At 51.9% G+C, this 17726-nt stretch carries 16 protein-coding genes and 1 riboswitch; of the genes, 11 read left to right on the top strand and 5 right to left on the bottom strand.

Annotated features, from left to right (window positions below):
* Positions 1-131: 131 nt before the first annotated feature.
* The 7 genes from NK662_RS03815 (at position 132) to NK662_RS03785 (ending at position 5561) form a co-directional block, all read left to right on the top strand.
* The gene (locus NK662_RS03815; RefSeq protein ID WP_254757585.1) at positions 132-1457 is read left to right on the top strand and encodes an FAD-dependent monooxygenase; all 1326 of its coding nucleotides are present in this window, start codon (positions 132-134) and stop codon (positions 1455-1457) included.
* On the top strand, positions 1457-2449 hold the full coding sequence (locus NK662_RS03810) for a class I SAM-dependent methyltransferase (RefSeq protein WP_254757584.1): 993 nt from the start codon (positions 1457-1459) through the stop codon (positions 2447-2449). Before NK662_RS03815 ends, NK662_RS03810 begins: the two co-directional genes overlap by 1 nt.
* Before the next feature lie 212 nt (positions 2450-2661).
* Positions 2662-3108, top strand: a complete 447-nt coding sequence (locus NK662_RS03805) for a hypothetical protein (RefSeq protein ID WP_254757583.1) — start codon at positions 2662-2664, stop codon at positions 3106-3108.
* Between the two features lie 83 nt (positions 3109-3191).
* Positions 3192-3392, top strand: coding sequence for a helix-turn-helix transcriptional regulator (locus NK662_RS03800; protein WP_254757582.1), 201 nt, complete (start codon positions 3192-3194; stop codon positions 3390-3392).
* Between the two features lie 2 nt (positions 3393-3394).
* Positions 3395-3817 (top strand): hypothetical protein, encoded by a 423-nt coding sequence (locus tag NK662_RS03795; RefSeq protein ID WP_254757581.1) that lies wholly within the window; start codon positions 3395-3397, stop codon positions 3815-3817.
* Positions 3810-4634: a phosphotransferase family protein gene (locus NK662_RS03790; protein WP_254757580.1), complete on the top strand. Its 825-nt coding sequence runs from the start codon at positions 3810-3812 to the stop codon at positions 4632-4634. The genes NK662_RS03795 and NK662_RS03790 overlap by 8 nt, the downstream gene beginning before the upstream one ends.
* A gap of 68 nt (positions 4635-4702) precedes the next feature.
* Positions 4703-4886: riboswitch (cobalamin riboswitch) on the top strand.
* Between the two features lie 132 nt (positions 4887-5018).
* Positions 5019-5561, top strand: coding sequence for an acyl-CoA thioesterase (locus NK662_RS03785; RefSeq protein ID WP_254757579.1), 543 nt, complete (start codon positions 5019-5021; stop codon positions 5559-5561).
* A gap of 62 nt (positions 5562-5623) precedes the next feature.
* On the opposite strand, the gene NK662_RS03780 is transcribed toward NK662_RS03785, so the two are convergent.
* Positions 5624-6745, bottom strand: coding sequence for a HupE/UreJ family protein (locus NK662_RS03780; RefSeq protein ID WP_254757578.1), 1122 nt, complete (start codon positions 6743-6745; stop codon positions 5624-5626).
* Between the two features lie 190 nt (positions 6746-6935).
* On the opposite strand from NK662_RS03780, the gene NK662_RS03775 reads away from it, so the two are divergent.
* Both NK662_RS03775 and NK662_RS03770 read left to right on the top strand, forming a co-directional pair.
* Entirely contained in the window at positions 6936-12320 is a 5385-nt protein-coding gene (locus NK662_RS03775; protein WP_254757577.1) for a DUF4350 domain-containing protein, read from the top strand.
* Between the two features lie 194 nt (positions 12321-12514).
* Positions 12515-13756, top strand: coding sequence for a diguanylate cyclase (locus NK662_RS03770; RefSeq protein ID WP_254757576.1), 1242 nt, complete (start codon positions 12515-12517; stop codon positions 13754-13756).
* A gap of 55 nt (positions 13757-13811) precedes the next feature.
* On the opposite strand, the gene NK662_RS03765 is transcribed toward NK662_RS03770, so the two are convergent.
* Positions 13812-14096, bottom strand: a complete 285-nt coding sequence (locus NK662_RS03765; RefSeq protein WP_254757575.1) for a DUF2651 family protein — start codon at positions 14094-14096, stop codon at positions 13812-13814.
* An 82-nt stretch (positions 14097-14178) separates the two neighbouring features.
* Here NK662_RS03765 and NK662_RS03760 point away from each other — a divergent pair, with 82 nt between their 5' ends.
* On the top strand, positions 14179-14610 hold the full coding sequence (locus NK662_RS03760) for a DUF2383 domain-containing protein (RefSeq protein WP_254757573.1): 432 nt from the start codon (positions 14179-14181) through the stop codon (positions 14608-14610).
* A gap of 40 nt (positions 14611-14650) precedes the next feature.
* Here NK662_RS03760 and amyS read toward each other — a convergent pair whose 3' ends face one another.
* From amyS to NK662_RS03745, 3 genes are all read right to left on the bottom strand, one after another.
* Positions 14651-16195, bottom strand: a complete 1545-nt coding sequence (gene amyS / locus NK662_RS03755; protein WP_254757571.1) for an alpha-amylase — start codon at positions 16193-16195, stop codon at positions 14651-14653.
* 119 nt (positions 16196-16314) lie between these two features.
* On the bottom strand, positions 16315-16479 hold the full coding sequence (locus NK662_RS03750; protein ID WP_254757569.1) for a hypothetical protein: 165 nt from the start codon (positions 16477-16479) through the stop codon (positions 16315-16317).
* 144 nt (positions 16480-16623) lie between these two features.
* Positions 16624-16815: a hypothetical protein gene (locus tag NK662_RS03745; RefSeq protein ID WP_254757567.1), complete on the bottom strand. Its 192-nt coding sequence runs from the start codon at positions 16813-16815 to the stop codon at positions 16624-16626.
* A gap of 115 nt (positions 16816-16930) precedes the next feature.
* Between NK662_RS03745 and NK662_RS03740 the strand changes: the two genes are divergently transcribed.
* The gene (locus NK662_RS03740) at positions 16931-17680 is read left to right on the top strand and encodes an alpha/beta hydrolase (RefSeq protein WP_254757565.1); all 750 of its coding nucleotides are present in this window, start codon (positions 16931-16933) and stop codon (positions 17678-17680) included.
* Positions 17681-17726: the final 46 nt, after the last annotated feature.

Raw genomic sequence — 17726 nt, 5'->3', positions numbered from 1 at the left:
GGAAAGGGCTTTTTTCCTGTGTAATCCGCTTTTTTCTTCTATCCGCTATATATAGAACATATAGTAGCGTATGGAGAAAGTTCCAAAAATGTATAATATATGTACAAGTATTGTATAAGAGGAGGTGCGATGTGGGAAGTCACGTGCTCATTTCAGGGGGCGGTATTGCCGGGCTGACATTGGCGTTGAAGCTGCTGCAGCAGGGCTTAGCAGTAACACTTGCAGAAAAGGAAGGCAAGCCTTCGGTGAAGTACAAGGGCGAGCTGCTGCAGCCCAAAAGCCTGGAGCTGCTGGATGGGCTTGGACTGCTTGCTGAGGTGCGGCAAAAAGGCTATCCCTTGTACACGACTGCCATTATTGAAGAACTGCCGCACCGTAAGGAAACGATTGTGTTCCGGTATGACCTGCTGCAATCCTCCTATAACTATGCCCTTATGATCCCGCATGAAGCCTTGAAGGGAATCATCCTGGCACAGGCGCAAAAGTATGCTGGCTTCCGCTATTTGCAGCCGGCCAAATTTCTGTCCTTCGGGGAGACAGGCCCCCGGAAGCGGACGGCTGTCATTGGCATGAAGGATGGTGCGGAGCTGCGGCTGGAAGCGGACTTTTTTGTCGGGGCGGAAGGGCGGCAGTCTCCCGTCCGGACGAATCTCGGGATTGGGCTGCGGACAGCTTCTTATAATCATCATTTTCTGACTGTCAGCTTCCCGCGGCCGCCTTCGCTGACGGAGGCGGAAATGCTGGTGCGCGGCCATTATTTTCTCGGCTTGTTTCCGCTGCCGGAGGAACGGGTGCGGACCGTATTTCTGATTAAACCAAAGGAGTACAAGCAGCTGCGCAAGCAGGGGCTGCAGGCAGTGTACAAGCAATATTGCTCCTTCTATCCCGAGCTGGACGGCTATGTGCAGTCCATTGGGAGCTGGAAGGACATTCAGCTCATGATTCCGGTGCGCCATAATGCGAAGCAGTATGTCAAAGGAAACTGCATCATTATCGGGGATGCCGCCCACAGTGTGCACCCGATGGCCGGGGAGGGCATGAACCTGGCCATCCAGGATGCGTATACATTGGGCGAACTGCTGGGCTGGATGTACGGGCAAGACAAGCTGGACCCGGAGCACCTGCAATGGTTTGAGCGGGTGCGCAAGCCGCGCGCGGAGTATGTATCGCGCCTCAGCCACCAGTCTGCTTTGGCCTACTCCTATTCGCTCCCGCCCTGGTCCTGGTTCCGGGCAAGGGTGCTGAAGCGGATGGAGCAGTCGGAAGCGATGCATACCAAACAGATGCTGAACATTTCCGGGCTCGGCATCTGGAAGGAAACGTGGCTGGACCGATTTGTACAGGCCGGCCTGCTGCCCATGTCGCTGCTTGGGAGCCCGGAGCAGCAGCAGCATTTTTTTACACCTGAGCGAGACTATCCTTGGAAGCATGATAGGAAAAAAGGGGGAATGTCGTAATGCTGCAGGATTTGAAAATGGTGCTGCACGCCCGCTCCTGGATGAAGAAAAATGAGCCGTTTTTGCCGACCTGGCACGCGTATGTCGGGTATAAGCTGGACTTATTTGCCAAGCTCAGGCAAGGGCTGACATTGGCGGATTGTGTGGAGCGGTGGGGCTACAGCCGCGAAATTCTGGAGTGCTGGGCGGATGCCGGGCTGGAGCTGGGGCATCTGCGGAAAACAGAAGCAGGGACGCTGATTCCATCGAAGGAAATGCAGACATATTTTACGAAAGAGAGCCCGTCCTGCATCGGGGAGCTTCTCCGTGAAATGCTGGAAATGCACATTCCGGCCCTGCTCAGCTATCCGCAGCTGCTCCAGGGCCAAGAGAAACACATGTATTACAGCGATACGTACGGCCAGACAGTGGCCGCCACCTCTGCGCTGATTGAAAAACGGGCCTTTCCTCTCGTCTATAAGTGGATGAAGAAAAAGCGGGCAAGGAGTGTGCTTGATATCGGCTGCGGCAACGCTGGCTACCTCATCCGCATGGCCGAGAAGCAAAGGAAGGGCCGGTACATCGGCGTTGATATCAATGCCGATGTCGTCCTGCAGGCCAGACAGGCTATTGAGCATCGCCCGCAAATTGAAGTGCACCATACAAAAATGGAAGAGTGGGCCGGCCCTGCTGAGCCCGTGCATATGGTCATGATGAACAATATTCTTCACTACTATTCTCCCAACGACCGCGCTGACCTTTTTCATAGGACGGCTTCATTCCTGAAGAAAAATGGTACGCTCACCATCATTACGCCGCTGTACCTGGAGCGGGGCGGCCGTCTGTTTTCAGCCGCCTTCAACTCTTTCATGAATGCCCACCAAAACCTGTACTCCCTGCCGCGCAGGAAAGAGCTTGTCCGCGATGCGAAGAAGGCCGGCCTGTCCTGCCGTTCCGTCAAAACAGTGGTGCGCGAAGGCAGCTGGTACTTCATGGCGTTTGAGAAGAAGTAAAACGCAGAGGGGGATGGATATGAATCAAGTATTATCATTTGCGATGCTGCTGGCCGTGCTTGGAACGGGGCTGCTGCTCATCAAAGCATGGCTGCAACGCAAGTAAGGGCAGGGAGCACAAGGCTTCCTGCTTTTTTATGCGGTATGTTCTTATGAAAACAGTAACCTGTACATATAATGAGGAAAGATAACCCGATTGGGGGGGGGAGAGTATGTGGAGAAACCAGGGAACAGCATTATTGCTGCATGCCGTCATCGGCATGCTCATTTGGTTTGGAGCAGGGGCAGCCATGGAGTTGCTCATCCGTCTCCGGATTGCGGCTGACGGCCTGTCAGACTATATCTTTCTCTTTTTCTGTCTCGTGGGTCTCTTATTCTATTATTGGGCAGGCAAGCGGTATTTGCGAAAGCTTTCTACGAAACAGGAGAATCTTCTTTCCGTGTCCCTTGTCAGCATCATCGGCATTCTGCTGTGGGGCAGCTGCTACTTTTTCACGGACGGCGGCTTTGCGTGGGTGCCGTACATGCTGTACAATGCTGCGCTGTATCCGCTGATCACCCTGTTTCCTGCGGATGGAGAGGCATTCTTTGTCATCGTCGCCTTTCTCCCGTCCCTTGTATTTTGGCTGGCGCTGCAGAGACAAGAGAGGCGGACCTGAACAGGTCTGTCCTTTTGGTTGTGATGTAATATATATGTTGCATAATGGAAGGTATATGTTACAATGGGTTCAGGTGGTGTTATATGGAAAATCGTGTGAAGGCAGCCAGGATGCAGCGCGGTCTGACGCAGCAGGAGCTGGCGGACAGAGTCGGGGTGACGCGGCAGACGATCAGTCTGATTGAAAAAGGGAAGTATAACCCGACATTGCGGCTTTGTTTGGAAATCTGTTATGTGGTGGGGCAGACGTTGGATGAGATATTTTGGGTGGATAGGGGGATGTAAGGATGCGTGATGAGAGATTGGCATTACAGACGTTAAAGAGCATTCGCTTGGCCTTTTTTGTCCAAACCGCTGGTACTATCAGCTTACTGGGCTATGAAACCGTGACAAAGGGGGCTGCAGCTTTGGCGAAGTCGCCGCTCTTGGCATTGCTGAGTGTGACGGTGCTTGTGTTCACTTTGCATACACTGCGTGTTTCCACGGCACTTGTGGAGGATGCCGGCATGACCAAATTTTTATTTTCGTATGCTCGTATCATATTGACTGCGCTGCTTATTGGAGGCATCTTCGCAGGCGTTGGCCTGTTCGCAGCACCGGCCGGACAAGCATTGGGTGCCGGCGGTATTGTAGCTGCTTGCTTTTTTCTCTTTGCAGCGGGAGCCCGGTGGATGCGGAAGAAGTATCGGGAGGAGCTGGAGGATGAATAAGGGGTACATACAGGAGAAGCTTCCAGACTTGCAGATTCGGACAATGGAGCAAAATATGAATGGGCAAAATAACGCGGTGTTTCTTGTGAATGAAGAGCTGGTATTCCGTTTTCCAAAGTACGGGCAGGGACTGCAGCAGCTGCGCCAGGAAACGGTGCTGCTGCTGCAAATCCAGCAGCGCGTGCCACTGCCACTGCCGGTGCCTGAGCCGCTGTATGTCTTCTTGGATGAAGCGCCCGGCCGTGCCTTTGTCGGCTACAGGCTGCTTTCCGGCCGGCCGCTATGGAGGAAGGACTTTGCCGCTGTAAAAGAGAAAGGCCGCCTGGCACAGCAGTTGGCTGAATTCCTGCAGGCACTGCATCGTCTGCCGGCAGCCGAGTTCTCCTATCTGCGGGATGCCGCGCAGGATATGGCACACTTGTATGAAAGAACTCAGCAAAAGCTGTTTTCCTTTATGCGGCCGGATGCAAGGGAAGCAGTGGCACAGTTGTTCTCCAGTGGGACAGCTTCCTATACAACGGCGGTTATTCACGGTGACTTCGGTGCATCCAACATTTTGTATGACAAACAGTCCATTTCCGGCATCATTGACTTTGGCGGGGCAGCCCTCGGCGATCCGGCCTATGACTTTGCCGGGCTGTTGGCCTGCTACGGCGAAGACTTTTTGCAGGAATGCCTGCAGCACTATCAGGAGGGGGACCAGCTGCTGCCGCGCATCCGCTTTTACAGGGAAACCTTTGCGCTGCAGGAGGCGCTGCACGGCATGGAAAACGGTGATGAAGAAGCATTTCAGAGCGGAATACAGGGGTATGTTTGAAAGAAATAGTTGCTAAGATATACATAATCTTGTAATGTATACAATATGTTGTTAGAAAATTTTGATAATTATATACTCAGGCAATAGGTGCAGGGCATAAGCCCTGCTGAAGAGGGAAGCCGGTGCAAGTCCGGCGCGGTCGCGCCACTGTAAGGGGGAGCATGCTGTGATATACCACTGTCCGGCGGGACGGGAAGGGTACAGCCTGCATAGAAGCCAAGTCAGGAGACCTGCCTATTGTTATATACTTATAACCTACGCGGAATAGGGAGAAGTGATGCACGTCTTGAAATCTGTTGGTCTCCAACTCTGTTTCACCATGTCTGTCAGCTTCTCTTGTTCGCCAAAGAGGGCTTTTTTCATGGAGAAAGGGAGGCATTCAGCATGAGGAAAATTGGATTAGCAGGAGAAAGGCCGGTCGGGGATTCCAGGGTCTACAAAGCAAGCCATGTGTTTCCGTCAGATTTGAACCATAAGGGAACCTTGTACGGCGGCAAAATTTTGGCCGAAATGGACGTTGTTGGTTCAATGGCGGCAGTGAAGCACGCCCGCCATAATTGCGTGACAGCTTCCATAGATTGGGTGGACTTCCTCTGCCCGGTCCACAACAGCGACAGCATTTGCTATGAAGCCTTCGTCATTTGGACCGGCAATACCTCCATGGAGGTATTTGTGAAAGCAATTGCCGAAGATTTGAAGCTTGGCACGCAGCGGGTGGCGGCGACCTCCTTCATCACCTTTGTCGCGCTCGGCGAGGATAACGCCCCGGCACCGGTGCCGAAGGTGGTGCCGGAGACAGAAGAAGAGAAGCAGCTTCATGCGGTGGCCATGGAGCGGGCCAAGCTGCGGCACATCCGGAAGGAGCAGAGCGAACAGATTGCACGGACGCTGTCGCTGCCGATTCCGGAGCCGAAGCAGATGATATAGGAGACTTATATTATTTGATTCTATGGAAAAACGGACTGGCACAAAAGGCCAGTCCGTCCTCTTTAGCTGAGCAGCCGCTCCGCCAGCCAAACAGCGCCAAGCACAAGGGTGCATGCGGAAATTCCCATGACCACCCGCTTATATTGCTTCAAGCGGTGCAGCTGATACAGCGGCCAAAGGAAGAGAAGCACAAGCGCAAGCTGCACGGCTTCAATGCCAAGGTTAAAGTTCAGCAGTGCCACGGCCAAATGCGACTTGGATATGCTCATCTCCTGCAGAATGCCGGCAAAGCCAAAGCCGTGCACGAGCCCAAAGAGGAATGTGACAATCCAGCGCTGCGAAACTTCTTTGCGGAATATATTCTCCAATGCGACATAGCAGATGCTCAGGGCAATCACTGACTCCACCAGACGCGAAGGCAGATGTACAATGTTAAGAACCGCCAGCGATAGTGTGATGCTGTGTGCGATGGTGAAAGCTGTCAATGTCATGATATATTGCTTCAGCGTCTGCTTGCGGATGAGCAGCGCCAGCAGAAACAGCAGATGGTCATAGCCGGTGATGATGTGCTCCATGCCAAGGGTGAAGAAGGACATCCAACCGGAAGAAGGTTCCTGCGGTGCGACGGCACCCTGCTGCTGCTGATTTTCCGTCAGCAGGATGGTCCAGGTCCGATTTTTCCCCTGTAAGGCAGCTTCACTTGCCTGCCCGGCATACTCTGCTGTCAAAAAGTTTGTGTAGCCCGCTGAATTTTCCTTTTTATATAAAATGCCGTCAATCAGCGTAATGGTTTGTCCGGCACTGTATTTCGGAAAAATAAAGTGGAAGGTGACAACCTGCTTGTCCCCTTTTTGCTCCAGCTTCATGCTCTTCAATTCCCCGCTTTGCTGCCGTCCGTCCTTCTCGAGAAGCAGGCCGTCCTCCACCCACTCCTCCACCCGGCGCTCCACTGCCTTCAGTTCAGCATCCTCCAGTGATTCATTCTCATTCTTGTCACTTTCAAAGCCTTCAATAATAGAAAGGGAATCAATAGAATAGATGAGATCTGTCTGTTTATCTCCAATTTGCAGGGTTGTAAAACCGGCACTCAGCGGATGGGCTGAACCGAGTTGCGGAACGAGCATCGCAAGGACTGCAAAGATAGAAAAAAAGGAAAAAATTACTTTATTAGAAAAGCTTCTCAAGTCGTGCTTCCTCCCCCGTATTGTACTGTACGTCTCCATTATACGAGGATTTTCTCCGTTATAGTGCAAAAATTATTGAAGAAATGACACAAAACGACAAATTTACAAAAAACATATATTTTTTAATATTTTCTGTTTAAATATATGGTACATTAGTAGAGTATAACTATCTTACTCTAGGAGGAATTGTATGCGGAGCAAAAACTTTCGCAAGTGGACGAGTTTTGGCTTATCATCGCTGTTAATCGGCGGAACGCTTCTGCCGCAGTTCACTGTCCCGGCTTATGCTGCCAAGGCCAGCCATGTCGTCATCAGTGAAGTGTACGGCGGGGGCGGCAGCAGCTCTAGTGCTTACAAGAACGATTATATTGAGCTGTACAATCCAACTGACCAAGACATTGACTTAAGCCAATGGTCCCTACAGTATGCCAGCTCAAGCACAACATCTTTCAAGGCCTACAACTTGACCGGCACCATTAAGGCCTATGGCTACTATTTGCTAAAAGGATCAGGCTCAGGATCCGCTGCAAGTGCGGCAGATCTGCCGGTTAAGGAAGATGCTTACGCTTCTGCCCTGGCCATGGGAGGTGCGGCTGGTAAGGTTGCTCTGGTCAATAAACAGACAGCGCTTACCACTATGACAGATGACAGTATTGTGGATTTGGTGGCGTACGGAAACAATACCGGGATAGCGGGAACGCCAGCCCCATCTACTGCCAAGAGTGTTGAGCGTCTGGCAAATGACGGTACAGATCCGTCAGGTGCGGGAGCTGGAAAGGGAAATGGCTGGGACACAGATGATTACTCCCAGGACTTTATTGCTACAACCCCGAATCCGCAAAGTTCCGTGTCTCCAATTGAAGGCGATACAACACCAATCAGCGCACTGCGCCAAAACGACAGCACCGGCACACCAACGCTGAAGGGCCAGACTGTCAGAGTTGAAGGGATTGTAACCGTAGCCAATCAGGTGCTGGGCGCCAACTCCTTCTACATACAGGATGCGAGCGGCGGCATCAACGTATTTAAAAGCGACGCGGCAGTGAAAGCGGGCGACCGGGTCAAGGTGATTGGCCAGGTGGACTTCTTTAATGGTTTGACGGAGCTGGTTCCAGCATCTGTTCAAGTCATCAGCCAAGACAATCCTGCAGCGCCGGCACCAGCAGCTCTCGCTGATTTGCTGAGCTATGTGACAGCGGAAAAGCTGGAAGGCACACTTGTAACGGTACGCGGCAAAATCACAAACATTCCGACAAACACAGCCGGCTCTTATAATATAACCATGACTGATGATGCGGGCAAAGCCGTTACGGTGCGTGTCGCTGCCGGCACAGGCATTCAAGCAAGCAATCTGCAGCTGAACGCATCCTACGAAGTGACGGGAATTGTCGGGCAGTACGACTCTACTTCTCCGTACGACAGCGGCTATCAGCTGTATCCGCGCAGCAGCGCCGATATCAGCAATTTCTTCTCATTGGAACTGGCACATACAGCCTTGACAACAACTCCTGAAGGCGCAGATGTAATCTTCAACGCAACTGTGCAAGGAGCGGACACGGCAAAGGTGTACTATAAAGCAGCAGGAGCCGCTTCCTATGAGGCGCTTACCATGGCGAAGGGCGACCAAGACCAGTATACAGCAGTCCTGCCGGCGGCATCTGTACCAGCCGAAGGCTTTGTCTACTATATTGAAGCCAAAAATGCGACAAGCACAAAGCAGACTGCCACTGCGGACCAGCCGCATGCTGTGCAGGTTGTGAAGGATATAGTCGGTCCAACCTTTAACGCGGAACAGCCGTCCAAAGATATAAAGGTGGAAACACAGCGTCCAGATATTTCCGTGCAAATCAACGATCCAAATGGAATTGATACAGCGAAAACCGTGCTGACAATCGATGGACAGCCGGTGGCGGCAACAGTAACGGATACACAGGCTGCCTTTACGCCGGAAGCAGACATGGCGCTTGGCGCACATACTGCCAAGGTCACAGCTTACGACAAGAAGGGCAACATGAGCGAGTTCTCCTGGAGCTTCGAGCTGCTGAAGCCATTTACCGGCGGCGGCCATTACCGCGGCACAACACATAACCATACGAACATTTCCCATGACGGCGCAGGTACACCGGTACAGGCGGCACAGGCTGGAAAGGACCATGGCTATGATTGGTTCGCATTCTCTGACCACTCCCACGATATCGATCCGGAGCTTGTCGGGCAGGATACAGTCGACCATAAGGGGCAGCAGGAGCGCACAGGCGGCGCTGCTTGGCAGCTGACAAAGGACGTTGCCAAGCAATATACGAAAAACGGCGAATACGTCGTGTTCCCGGCGTTTGAAATGACGTCCACAACATGGGGCCACTCCAACGTATTCGGCACAGATAACTTTATTGACCGTAAAATGAATGCAGGCAAGTATCAGGATTTGAGCCAGTACTATGCTTGGGTGCTGACGTACGATAACGTTGCGGCACAGTTCAACCATCCGGACATGTCCGCCAATGCGTTCAACAACTTCATGCCATATGATAAAAACGTGGATAAGCTGTTCACGATGCTCGAGGTCGGCAACGGCTCCGGCAACTATGGCTACGCGAATGCAGAAAAGAAATTCTACAGCGCTTTGGACCTTGGCTGGCACGTGGCGCCGACCTACGGCGAGGACAACCATGACGGCACATGGGGCCAAACGATGCAGCGCACCGTAATTGTAGCGGATGACCTGTCCCAGGATTCCCTGTTCAGATCTATGCGCAACTACCGCGTCTACTTTGAAGAAGATCCGAACTTCAAGCTGGACATGCTGGCGAACGGCCAGTACATGGGCTCTGTCATCAACAGCAAGAACCTGTCCTTTACCATCAACGGCTCCGATGCGGTGGAAGAGAACAACTCCATGAAGGAATACAGCTTCCTGCCGGCATCCTTCAAGTCTGATGACCGCATTCAGTCTGTGGAACTCATCACCAACGGCGGCAAGGTGGTGGACTCCATCAAGCCAAACACAAAGGATTTCACTTGGAATCCGAAGGTCACGGTAACAGGCGGCCAGCAGTGGTTTGTCGTGAAGGTGACACAAATGGACGGACAGCGCATTTACTCCGCGCCTGTTTGGACGAAGGAAGAGCCGGTTGACGTTCGTGTCAGCGGCGTTGAGGTGGCCGGCAATGCCGTGACATCAGGCAACCCGGCAACGGTGGAAGCGGGCATCAGCAACCTCGGTTCTACTGAACTGGCCAATGTAGGCGTGAAGTTCTACGCTGACGAAAAGAAAGAAGCAAACCTGATTGGCACAGCAACAATCGCCAAGATTGCGGCAAAAGGCGTGGGCAAGGCAAGCGCGGTTTGGCAAAACCCGGCAGCGGGCAGCCACAGCATCATTGCCGTTGTAGACACACCGCAGGGCGATGATCCGGCGGACAATGAGTTTGTAAAGCAAATCAATGTGAAGCAATCCCTGGGTATTACAGTCATGATTGATGCGGCTCATAAAAATGAGAACACATCCACTGACCCGGGCACCTACAAGAATAACTTTAAGACCTTCACCCAAATGGTGCAGCGCGAAGGCTACACCGTTACGGAGAATACAAAACCACTGACGGATGACGTGCTGGCAAACGTGAAGGTGCTGGTGCTGACACATCCGCAGACAGATTTGACAGCCGAGGAAAACACGGCTGTGGCAAACTTTGTCAAGAATGGCGGCGCGTTGTTCCTGGCTGATAAAAGCAACTACAAGAACAACTCTGTCATTAACAATGACCTGCTGGAAGAAATGGGCGCGACCATCCGCATCAACAACGATGGCATTTTTGATAAGACAAAGGAAGGCAACTTCTGGTCTGATCCGGTGAAATCTCCGTTTGCCGTGCGCATGCACTTAAAGCCGGTGAACAACTATATCACAGACCGCGCCGATACACTGGAATACTACAGCGGCTCCAGCTTGGAGAAAGCAGGGCACCAGCCGTTGACGGACAGCGATACAGTCACGGTGCTGGCAAGCGGCAACGAAACAACCTATCAGGAAGCAGTGGCATCCGGCTATATGGCGTATGACCTTGTGTCCGATGACAAGGGCGGCTCTGCGATTCCGGCAGTTGCCTCCGAGACAGTCGGCAAGGGACGCATCGTGGTTACAGGTATGAACTTTATCAACGACAAGCAGTTGGATGAGTCCTACACACCAAAGGGCAACGATGAGCTCGGCCTGAACGCCATCAACTGGCTGGCAGACCGCGGCACAAAGATTGCGCCGATTGCCGATGCAAGACAAAAGGCTGAAGGCACAGAAGCGGTCGTGGAAGGCACCGTTACAACGAAAGCCGGCACATTCTACGATGCATTTTACGTACAGGATGCTTCCGGCGGTGTCATGGCGTTCCATGATGTGCCGGACGGCGCGCTGGAGCTTGGCGACAAGGTGCGCATCTATGGTCATATCAAAATCTTTGAAAACAACGTAGAACTGGAGTACACAGACTTCGCGAAGGATGTTATCAAAATCGGCCATGGGGATCCGGTACAGCCGAAGAGCGTGACAACCGGCGAAGCAAATGCGGAAGGCAACCAAGGCATGCTTGTCCAAGTGACGGGAAAAGTGAAGGAGAAGTACGACGACAACTCCTACATCATCAACGACGGCTCCGGTGACATTCTCGTCTTCACCGACGGCTACATCGTAACGCAAAGCGGCCCGGTTCCAAGCCTGAAAATCGGCGATACCCTGCAGGCAGCCGGCCTGACAGGCAAGTACGCAAAGGGCAACCGCATCCGTGTCCGCGACACGAAGGAGCTTGTGCGTGTGAAGGATGTACAGGCGCCGGTGACAACGGCGCAGGTGGATCCGGCGGAACCGAACGGCAATGACGGCTGGTACAAGAGTGATGTAACGATTACCTTGTCCGCCACTGACGATATGTCCGGTGTGCAGCAGACAGCGTACCGTGTGAACGGCGGCGAGTGGCAGGCTTACACAGCGCCGATCGTGCTGGCGGACGGCACCTTCTCTGTGGAATACCGTTCTGTCGACAACGAGGGCAACACAGAAGACACACATGCTGTACAAGCAAAGGCGGACAAAACAGCCCCTGTGGTGACGGCAACAGCACTGTCCTTCTTCCAAACAGACGCGGCCATTCCGGCAGTGCAGGCAGCAGATGCGGTGAGCGGTGTGGCGAAGACGGTCTACAAGCTGGACGGCAGGGCAATCAGAAGCCTTGGCGCAGTATCGCCGCTCTCCTTGAAGCTTGGCAGCCACACACTGCTTGTGACAGCCGAGGACATTGCGGGCAACAAGACGCAGCAGTCCTTCACACTGGAAGTGAAGATGGACGCCGCCCACTTGGATGAATTGGTGGCAATCGGCCAAGCATCCGGCTGGATCACCAAGCAGAGCACAGCACTGAGCATGCTTGATAAGATCAAGTCCATCCAAAGCGCAACAGGTATCGCGCAAAAGAATCAAATCAATGCCCTGCAAAGCTTTGTGCGGGCGCAAACCGGCAAGTCGATTGACACGGGCTATGCCCTGCTGGTGACAAGAGACCTGCAAAGTATAAGGGAGCAATAACAACCATAGACCAAGGTCCATTCTAACCTGAATCATCATGAATTATAGACCAACGCTGGAAACCGGAAGCAAGGGGTTCAGCGTTGGTCTATTTTCTATGCTGTAGCTTAAAATGAGTATTTAAATAGATGGTTTTATATTATATATTTATCTTGTACTTAAGAAAAATATATTGTATAAGACGAGGTTTAACCATGAAGCTTTTCGGAAGAAATGATGTGGTGCTCTCTCAAGAGAAGAGAGAGCTCTTAGAGGAGCAAATATTTAAAGAAAACATGCAGCAATGTAAATTGTTTGCGAGAATCATTAGCGTGTTCGAATTGGTCCTGCTTGGCCTGCACAGCATGTCTACAAAGAAGATATTCCCTTTTGACTTTTATTCGGCAATGTATTTTGTGCTGTTTGCGGTTTGTGCAGGACTGCTTCTGTTTGTCCGCTGGTATGAAAAAGGCGATGAAAAGCGGAAAGCGCAATTTGCGTTGTATCATAATGGATTGCGTATCTTTATTGTTTGTTTCATGGTTTGGGGAGCAGTCCTTGCCCTTGCCGACCAAAGCTATTATGGGAATGTCATGGCCTTTGCAATTAATATTATGTGTGTTTCTGTCCGATTTCTGACTCCGAATCGTATCATGCTTTGGCTGTACAGTTTGCCGGTCACCGTCCTTTATATTGGTTTGCCTTTCTTTCAGCCATCCAGTGCGATCGTAATGGGGCATTATATCAATTTAACACTATTTATCTTCTTTTGCTGGCTTACCTCGAGGATGGTTTACAATGGTTACTATCTAAACTTTTACAATAGCATGCTCTTGACAGAGACAAATGAAAGTCTTGCGTTGAAAATAGCGGAGAATGAGCAGATGAATCGGGAACTGGAGAGGGCGAATGAGCAGCTGAAGGAGTTGTCGCTTATGGATGAGCTCTCGCAAATTCCAAACCGCAGGGGTCTTCGAGAATATGTGAGACAAGTGCTTGCCGCAGGAGACCAACCGCGAAGGCTTGCCGTCCTGATGGTTGACATTGACTATTTTAAGCAATTCAACGACTTGTATGGCCACTTCGAGGGAGACAAGGTAATTCAGACAGTTGCCCGTGTGCTGCAGGCAAGTATGCATGCAGGCCGCGGACTTGCCGCCCGTTTCGGCGGAGAAGAATTTATTGTTGCTGTGTTTGACGCAGAGGATGAGTTTGTGCATAAGCTGGCGGAGGGGATGCGCCAAGCGGTTTTGGAGCAGCAGCTCCCCCACGGGTCTTCTCCTATTTCGCGTTATGTGACAGTCAGCATCGGGACAGCCGCACGATGGGTTGCCACAGAGGCGGCTGCGGAGGATGTGAAGGAAAAAGCAGATCAAGCCTTGTATCAGGCCAAGCTTACCGGACGAAATAAAGTGGAGATGGAACAGTTGGCTTTCGGTATACAGCTGCATCCTTGACCCAGGCTTATTGTGGAAAGCTGCCCGGACAAACATTGTCCGGACAATCTTTTTATTATGGTGCTGGGTTTCCTTTATTCCGTGATTTCATAATTGCAACAGTAATGATAAAGGAAAACAGGGCGTAAAACAGCGACCAGCCAAAGAGTGCCTGCCAGCCGAATCCGGTGAACATCGGCAGGACGATGGTAACAATGTTCAAGCCGATAAATGTGGCCAACGGCGCAGTGTAATACTGTTTATAGATGGGCGTCACAATTATGGTAATCATGACAGTGAGCACCGGAGCGAAAATGCCATATAAAACAGCTGCGTTCAAGGTATGTACCGCCTTTCTCATTTGCATATTCCTTCCCAGTATACCGTATCCGGCGGATATGCCACCAGCCCTGAGGGATACTAAGCGTAAGGAGGGTATGTGAATGGATCAAACGGTGAAGGAATTGAATAAGTTTTTGAAGGGGCAGTACATGGCAATCCACGGGTACGAGCATTACATGCAGAAGGAGCCGGATCCGCAGGTGCGGGCAGAGCTGCAACAGATTCAGCAGGAGCACAAAATGAATGCCATGCGTGTGGCGGAGCGGATTCAGCATTTGGGCGGCACACCCGTTACGGACGAGGGCTTGCTCGGCTCCATCCAAGGCTATTTGCACAATCTGAAAATTCCGCGCGACACCGGCATTATCTTGGAAAATGCGTTGCATGGCGAGGACTATTATGGCATGGAGGTCGCCAAGGACGAGGTGGCCGGCAAGCTGGATGAGGAGAGCAAGCGGCTCATTGACTCCATTTTGGAAAATCAGCAGACGCATGTCGACCGGTTGAATGCCCTGCTGCAGAAGGAAAGATAGTTTACAAGGAAAGGGCGGCCGCGGCCGCCCTTTCTCTGCATCAACGCTGTACGTAGATGGAAACAGATCCGCCGTTGACGTTAAATTGTCCCCAGCCGTCTGCATTGATGGTGACAGTATCCGTGCGGTTGCCCGTCATATCGTACCAAACCTCACCCGCATTTTGTTTGCCGACATACATCCACTTGGAGCCGCCGGGGCCGTCAGTAATCAGCGTGGCCAAGCCGGATTTCGCGCGGGATGTATCACCCTCGCGTGTCCAGCCGATGATGTCGGGGTTGTCGATATAGTCGTTTTGGACACCGTAGGCATAATCCTTGCGCGCCTTCAAAATCGGCTCAATCTTAGACTGCAGGTTTGGAATCTCACGGGTTGTAGTTCCTTTTGTACCGTACAGGTCACCGTAGAACACCTGCGGATAGCCGGATTGTCTTGTCATGATAAATGCGTATGCCAATGGCTTAAACCATGTCTGTACTGTGGATTCCAGCGCCTGACCCGGCTGCGTATCATGGTTCTCGACAAACGTTACTGCCTTTGTCGGATACTTGCCGACAACGGTTCCGTTCAACAGATTTCTCATATCATAATAGCCGCCCTGGGAAGAAGCTGCCTGGAAGTTATAGTGCAGCGGCACATCGAACACAGATTGGTTGAAGCCGGTTTTGTTCAAGTAATTTTCCAAAGCGCCAAGGTCGTTGTGCCAGTACTCGGCAACTGTAAACATTTCCTTGCCGGTGCTTGTGCGCACGGAGTTCACCCAGTCACCCAGGAAGGAAAACTTGATGTGCTTGGCCGCATCAATGCGGAAGCCATCCAGGTTCAGCGTATTTGCATACCAGGTGCCCCAGTTTTTCATTTCATTTACTACATCAGGATGATCATAGTCTATATCCGCATACATGAGATAGTCGTAGTTGCCATTCTCACCGGAAACCTCCCAATCCCAGGCCTTGCCGGTGCCGCGGAACTTGTAGATGCGGCTCAGGCTGCGGGACTGATCCCAGTCGGTGCCGTCAAAGTGGTACCACTGCCACTTGAAGCTGCTGTAGGTGTTGCCGCGTCCCGGGAAGTTAAAGCCGGTCCACGCCTGAATTTGGTAATCGCCGGACGTCTCTTGGTTACGGTTGCTTGGGTTTACCTCAACCGCCGTGACCGCTTGCGTGTAGTCTGCGCCGGCTTTATGATTCATGACCACATCGCCATATACCTGCACGCCGCTTGTATGAAGCGAACCGATGGCAGATTGCAGCTCAGATTTTGTGCCGTACTTGGTGCGGACTGTGCCTTTTTGATTAAATTCCCCCAAGTCGTACAAATCGTACGGTCCATAGCCCACATCCGATTGGCTGGAGCCCTTGTAGGCAGGCGGGATCCAAACAGCGGTAACCCCCAGATCGGCAAGATGTGCCGTGTCGTTGCGCAAGCGGTTCCAATGCTGGCCGTCGTTTGGCACATACCATTCAAAATACTGCATTAGCGTGCCGTTTGTGACGGCAGCTTTCGGCTGTTTGCCCGGTATAAGCGCAAACGTTAGCGCAAATACGAGCAAAACAGCCAGAAGTCCCTTAAGCTTCTTGAACATTCTCTCTCTTCCTTTCCCCCAACTCTTTTGAAAGCGGTTTCCGCTTCCGGTATATTAGATTCGGGGTTTAGACAGAGAATCCTCCTATTCGACAATATTACATTTTTGTAACAGCCGCCTTATGAACAGCAGGCGGCCGCTTCCTCCCGGTAATTGTCCGGAATCAGGATGTCTGTTCCGCGGTGAATGTAGGGAATGCCGGCCTTTTGCAGACGCTGGAACTGGGGCTCCTTGCTGTTCGTCCATTTGATAAAATCTCCATCCTGCTCTGAACAGCCGCCCAATAACAGGGCGGCTGCATATACATAGAATACCAGCTTCAGAACGATTCCTCCTCATTTGTGGCAGGCTGCAGAAATGTCTGATTGCTCATTATGCTGCAGTTGTTCTACATATTGTTCCTCGAATGGCTTTTCCTCATCCGGCAATCAAGCTGTATGTCTCTTTGCTTTTCGTTTGACAAGCAGGGCTGTCAGCAGACAAACAAGGCCGACAGCAAATCCAATGAATTGATCTGCTGATGCTTCACCGCGCAGCAGCCAGCGGAATACAAAGGTGCCTCCAAAAATAAGCATGGTGAGAATACCAAATGAGCGCAAGCCGCGATATATATGTTCCATAACCCATCCTCCCTTTCTTCAGCCTGCCATCATATTTTTCTGGGAGAAGAAGGAATTTTCCTGCTGCTGTCGAATTGTCGGGAGGTAGCTGAAGTGATGAAAGGGATGGGGAAAAGTGGAGCAGATTACGTTAGCAGATCGGACAGTCACTGTATATTTGCCGGAGGGCTATGGAGAAAAGAGGTATCCTGTCCTGTACATGCACGATGGCCAAAACGTATTTCGCGACAGCGAGGCAGTGGGTGGCGTATCACTCGGGCTGGAGCAATATTTGGCGGAGAATGGACTGGAGGTCATTGTAGCGGCTATTCATATCTCTACAGAAAAAGGCTTTCGGGTCAATGAATATTGTCCGTGGGAGGGCGGTTTGCTGGGCCGGCAGCTGTCCGGCGATGCTGAGCCGCGGGCGCCAAGAGGAACGGAATATGTAGACTGGATTGTGCAGGAGCTGAAGCCGCTGATTGACCATACATACCGCACTTTGCCGGAGCAGACGTTCATGGCGGGCATTTCGCTTGGCGCACATATTTCTCTCTATGCGGCGATCCGCTATCCGCATATTTTCAAGAGAATTGGCGCAGTTTCCGCCGGGTTTTACCGAAATCAGGAGAAGCTGGAGGATGTGCTGGCCGCGGCTGACTTATCCGGACTGGAGAGAGTGTATATGGACTGCGGGACGCGGGAAGCAGGGCCGGAGGAAGAGGTGAGCCGGGCATTTCTTGCTTCCAATCAAGCCATCTGCGATAGGCTGCAGGAAAAAGGGGTGCCTGTGGAATTTTATATCATGGAAGGGGCGGAGCACAGCTATTCCTGTTTCAGGCAGCGTGTGCCGGAGCTGCTCGGTGCCTTGTTAAAGGATGCATAGGAAATGCCTGGATCAGGCCGGTGAAAGCCGGCCTTGTTTATTTTAG

It is taken from the genome of Ectobacillus ponti, assembly GCF_024294785.1.
Classification (GTDB): Bacteria; Bacillota; Bacilli; order Bacillales; family Bacillaceae_G; genus Ectobacillus; species Ectobacillus ponti.
The sequence above is the reverse complement of the archived record's forward strand: the minus strand, read 5'-3'. Positions and strand labels throughout refer to the sequence as shown.

Bases quoted from the DNA above. Each gene is read 5' to 3' on its own strand.
- NK662_RS03810 (WP_254757584.1), top strand. From the start codon at position 1,457: ATGCTGCAGGATTTGAAAATGGTGCTGCACGCCCGCTCCTGGATGAAG.
- NK662_RS03805 (WP_254757583.1), top strand. From the start codon at position 2,662: ATGTGGAGAAACCAGGGAACAGCATTATTGCTGCATGCCGTCATCGGC.
- NK662_RS03800 (WP_254757582.1), top strand. From the start codon at position 3,192: ATGGAAAATCGTGTGAAGGCAGCCAGGATGCAGCGCGGTCTGACGCAG.
- NK662_RS03795 (WP_254757581.1), top strand. From the start codon at position 3,395: ATGCGTGATGAGAGATTGGCATTACAGACGTTAAAGAGCATTCGCTTG.
- NK662_RS03790 (WP_254757580.1), top strand. From the start codon at position 3,810: ATGAATAAGGGGTACATACAGGAGAAGCTTCCAGACTTGCAGATTCGG.
- NK662_RS03785 (WP_254757579.1), top strand. From the start codon at position 5,019: ATGAGGAAAATTGGATTAGCAGGAGAAAGGCCGGTCGGGGATTCCAGG.
- NK662_RS03775 (WP_254757577.1), top strand. From the start codon at position 6,936: ATGCGGAGCAAAAACTTTCGCAAGTGGACGAGTTTTGGCTTATCATCG.
- NK662_RS03770 (WP_254757576.1), top strand. From the start codon at position 12,515: ATGAAGCTTTTCGGAAGAAATGATGTGGTGCTCTCTCAAGAGAAGAGA.
- NK662_RS03765 (WP_254757575.1), bottom strand. From the start codon at position 14,096: ATGAGAAAGGCGGTACATACCTTGAACGCAGCTGTTTTATATGGCATT.
- NK662_RS03760 (WP_254757573.1), top strand. From the start codon at position 14,179: ATGGATCAAACGGTGAAGGAATTGAATAAGTTTTTGAAGGGGCAGTAC.
- amyS (WP_254757571.1), bottom strand. From the start codon at position 16,195: ATGTTCAAGAAGCTTAAGGGACTTCTGGCTGTTTTGCTCGTATTTGCG.
- NK662_RS03745 (WP_254757567.1), bottom strand. From the start codon at position 16,815: ATGGAACATATATATCGCGGCTTGCGCTCATTTGGTATTCTCACCATG.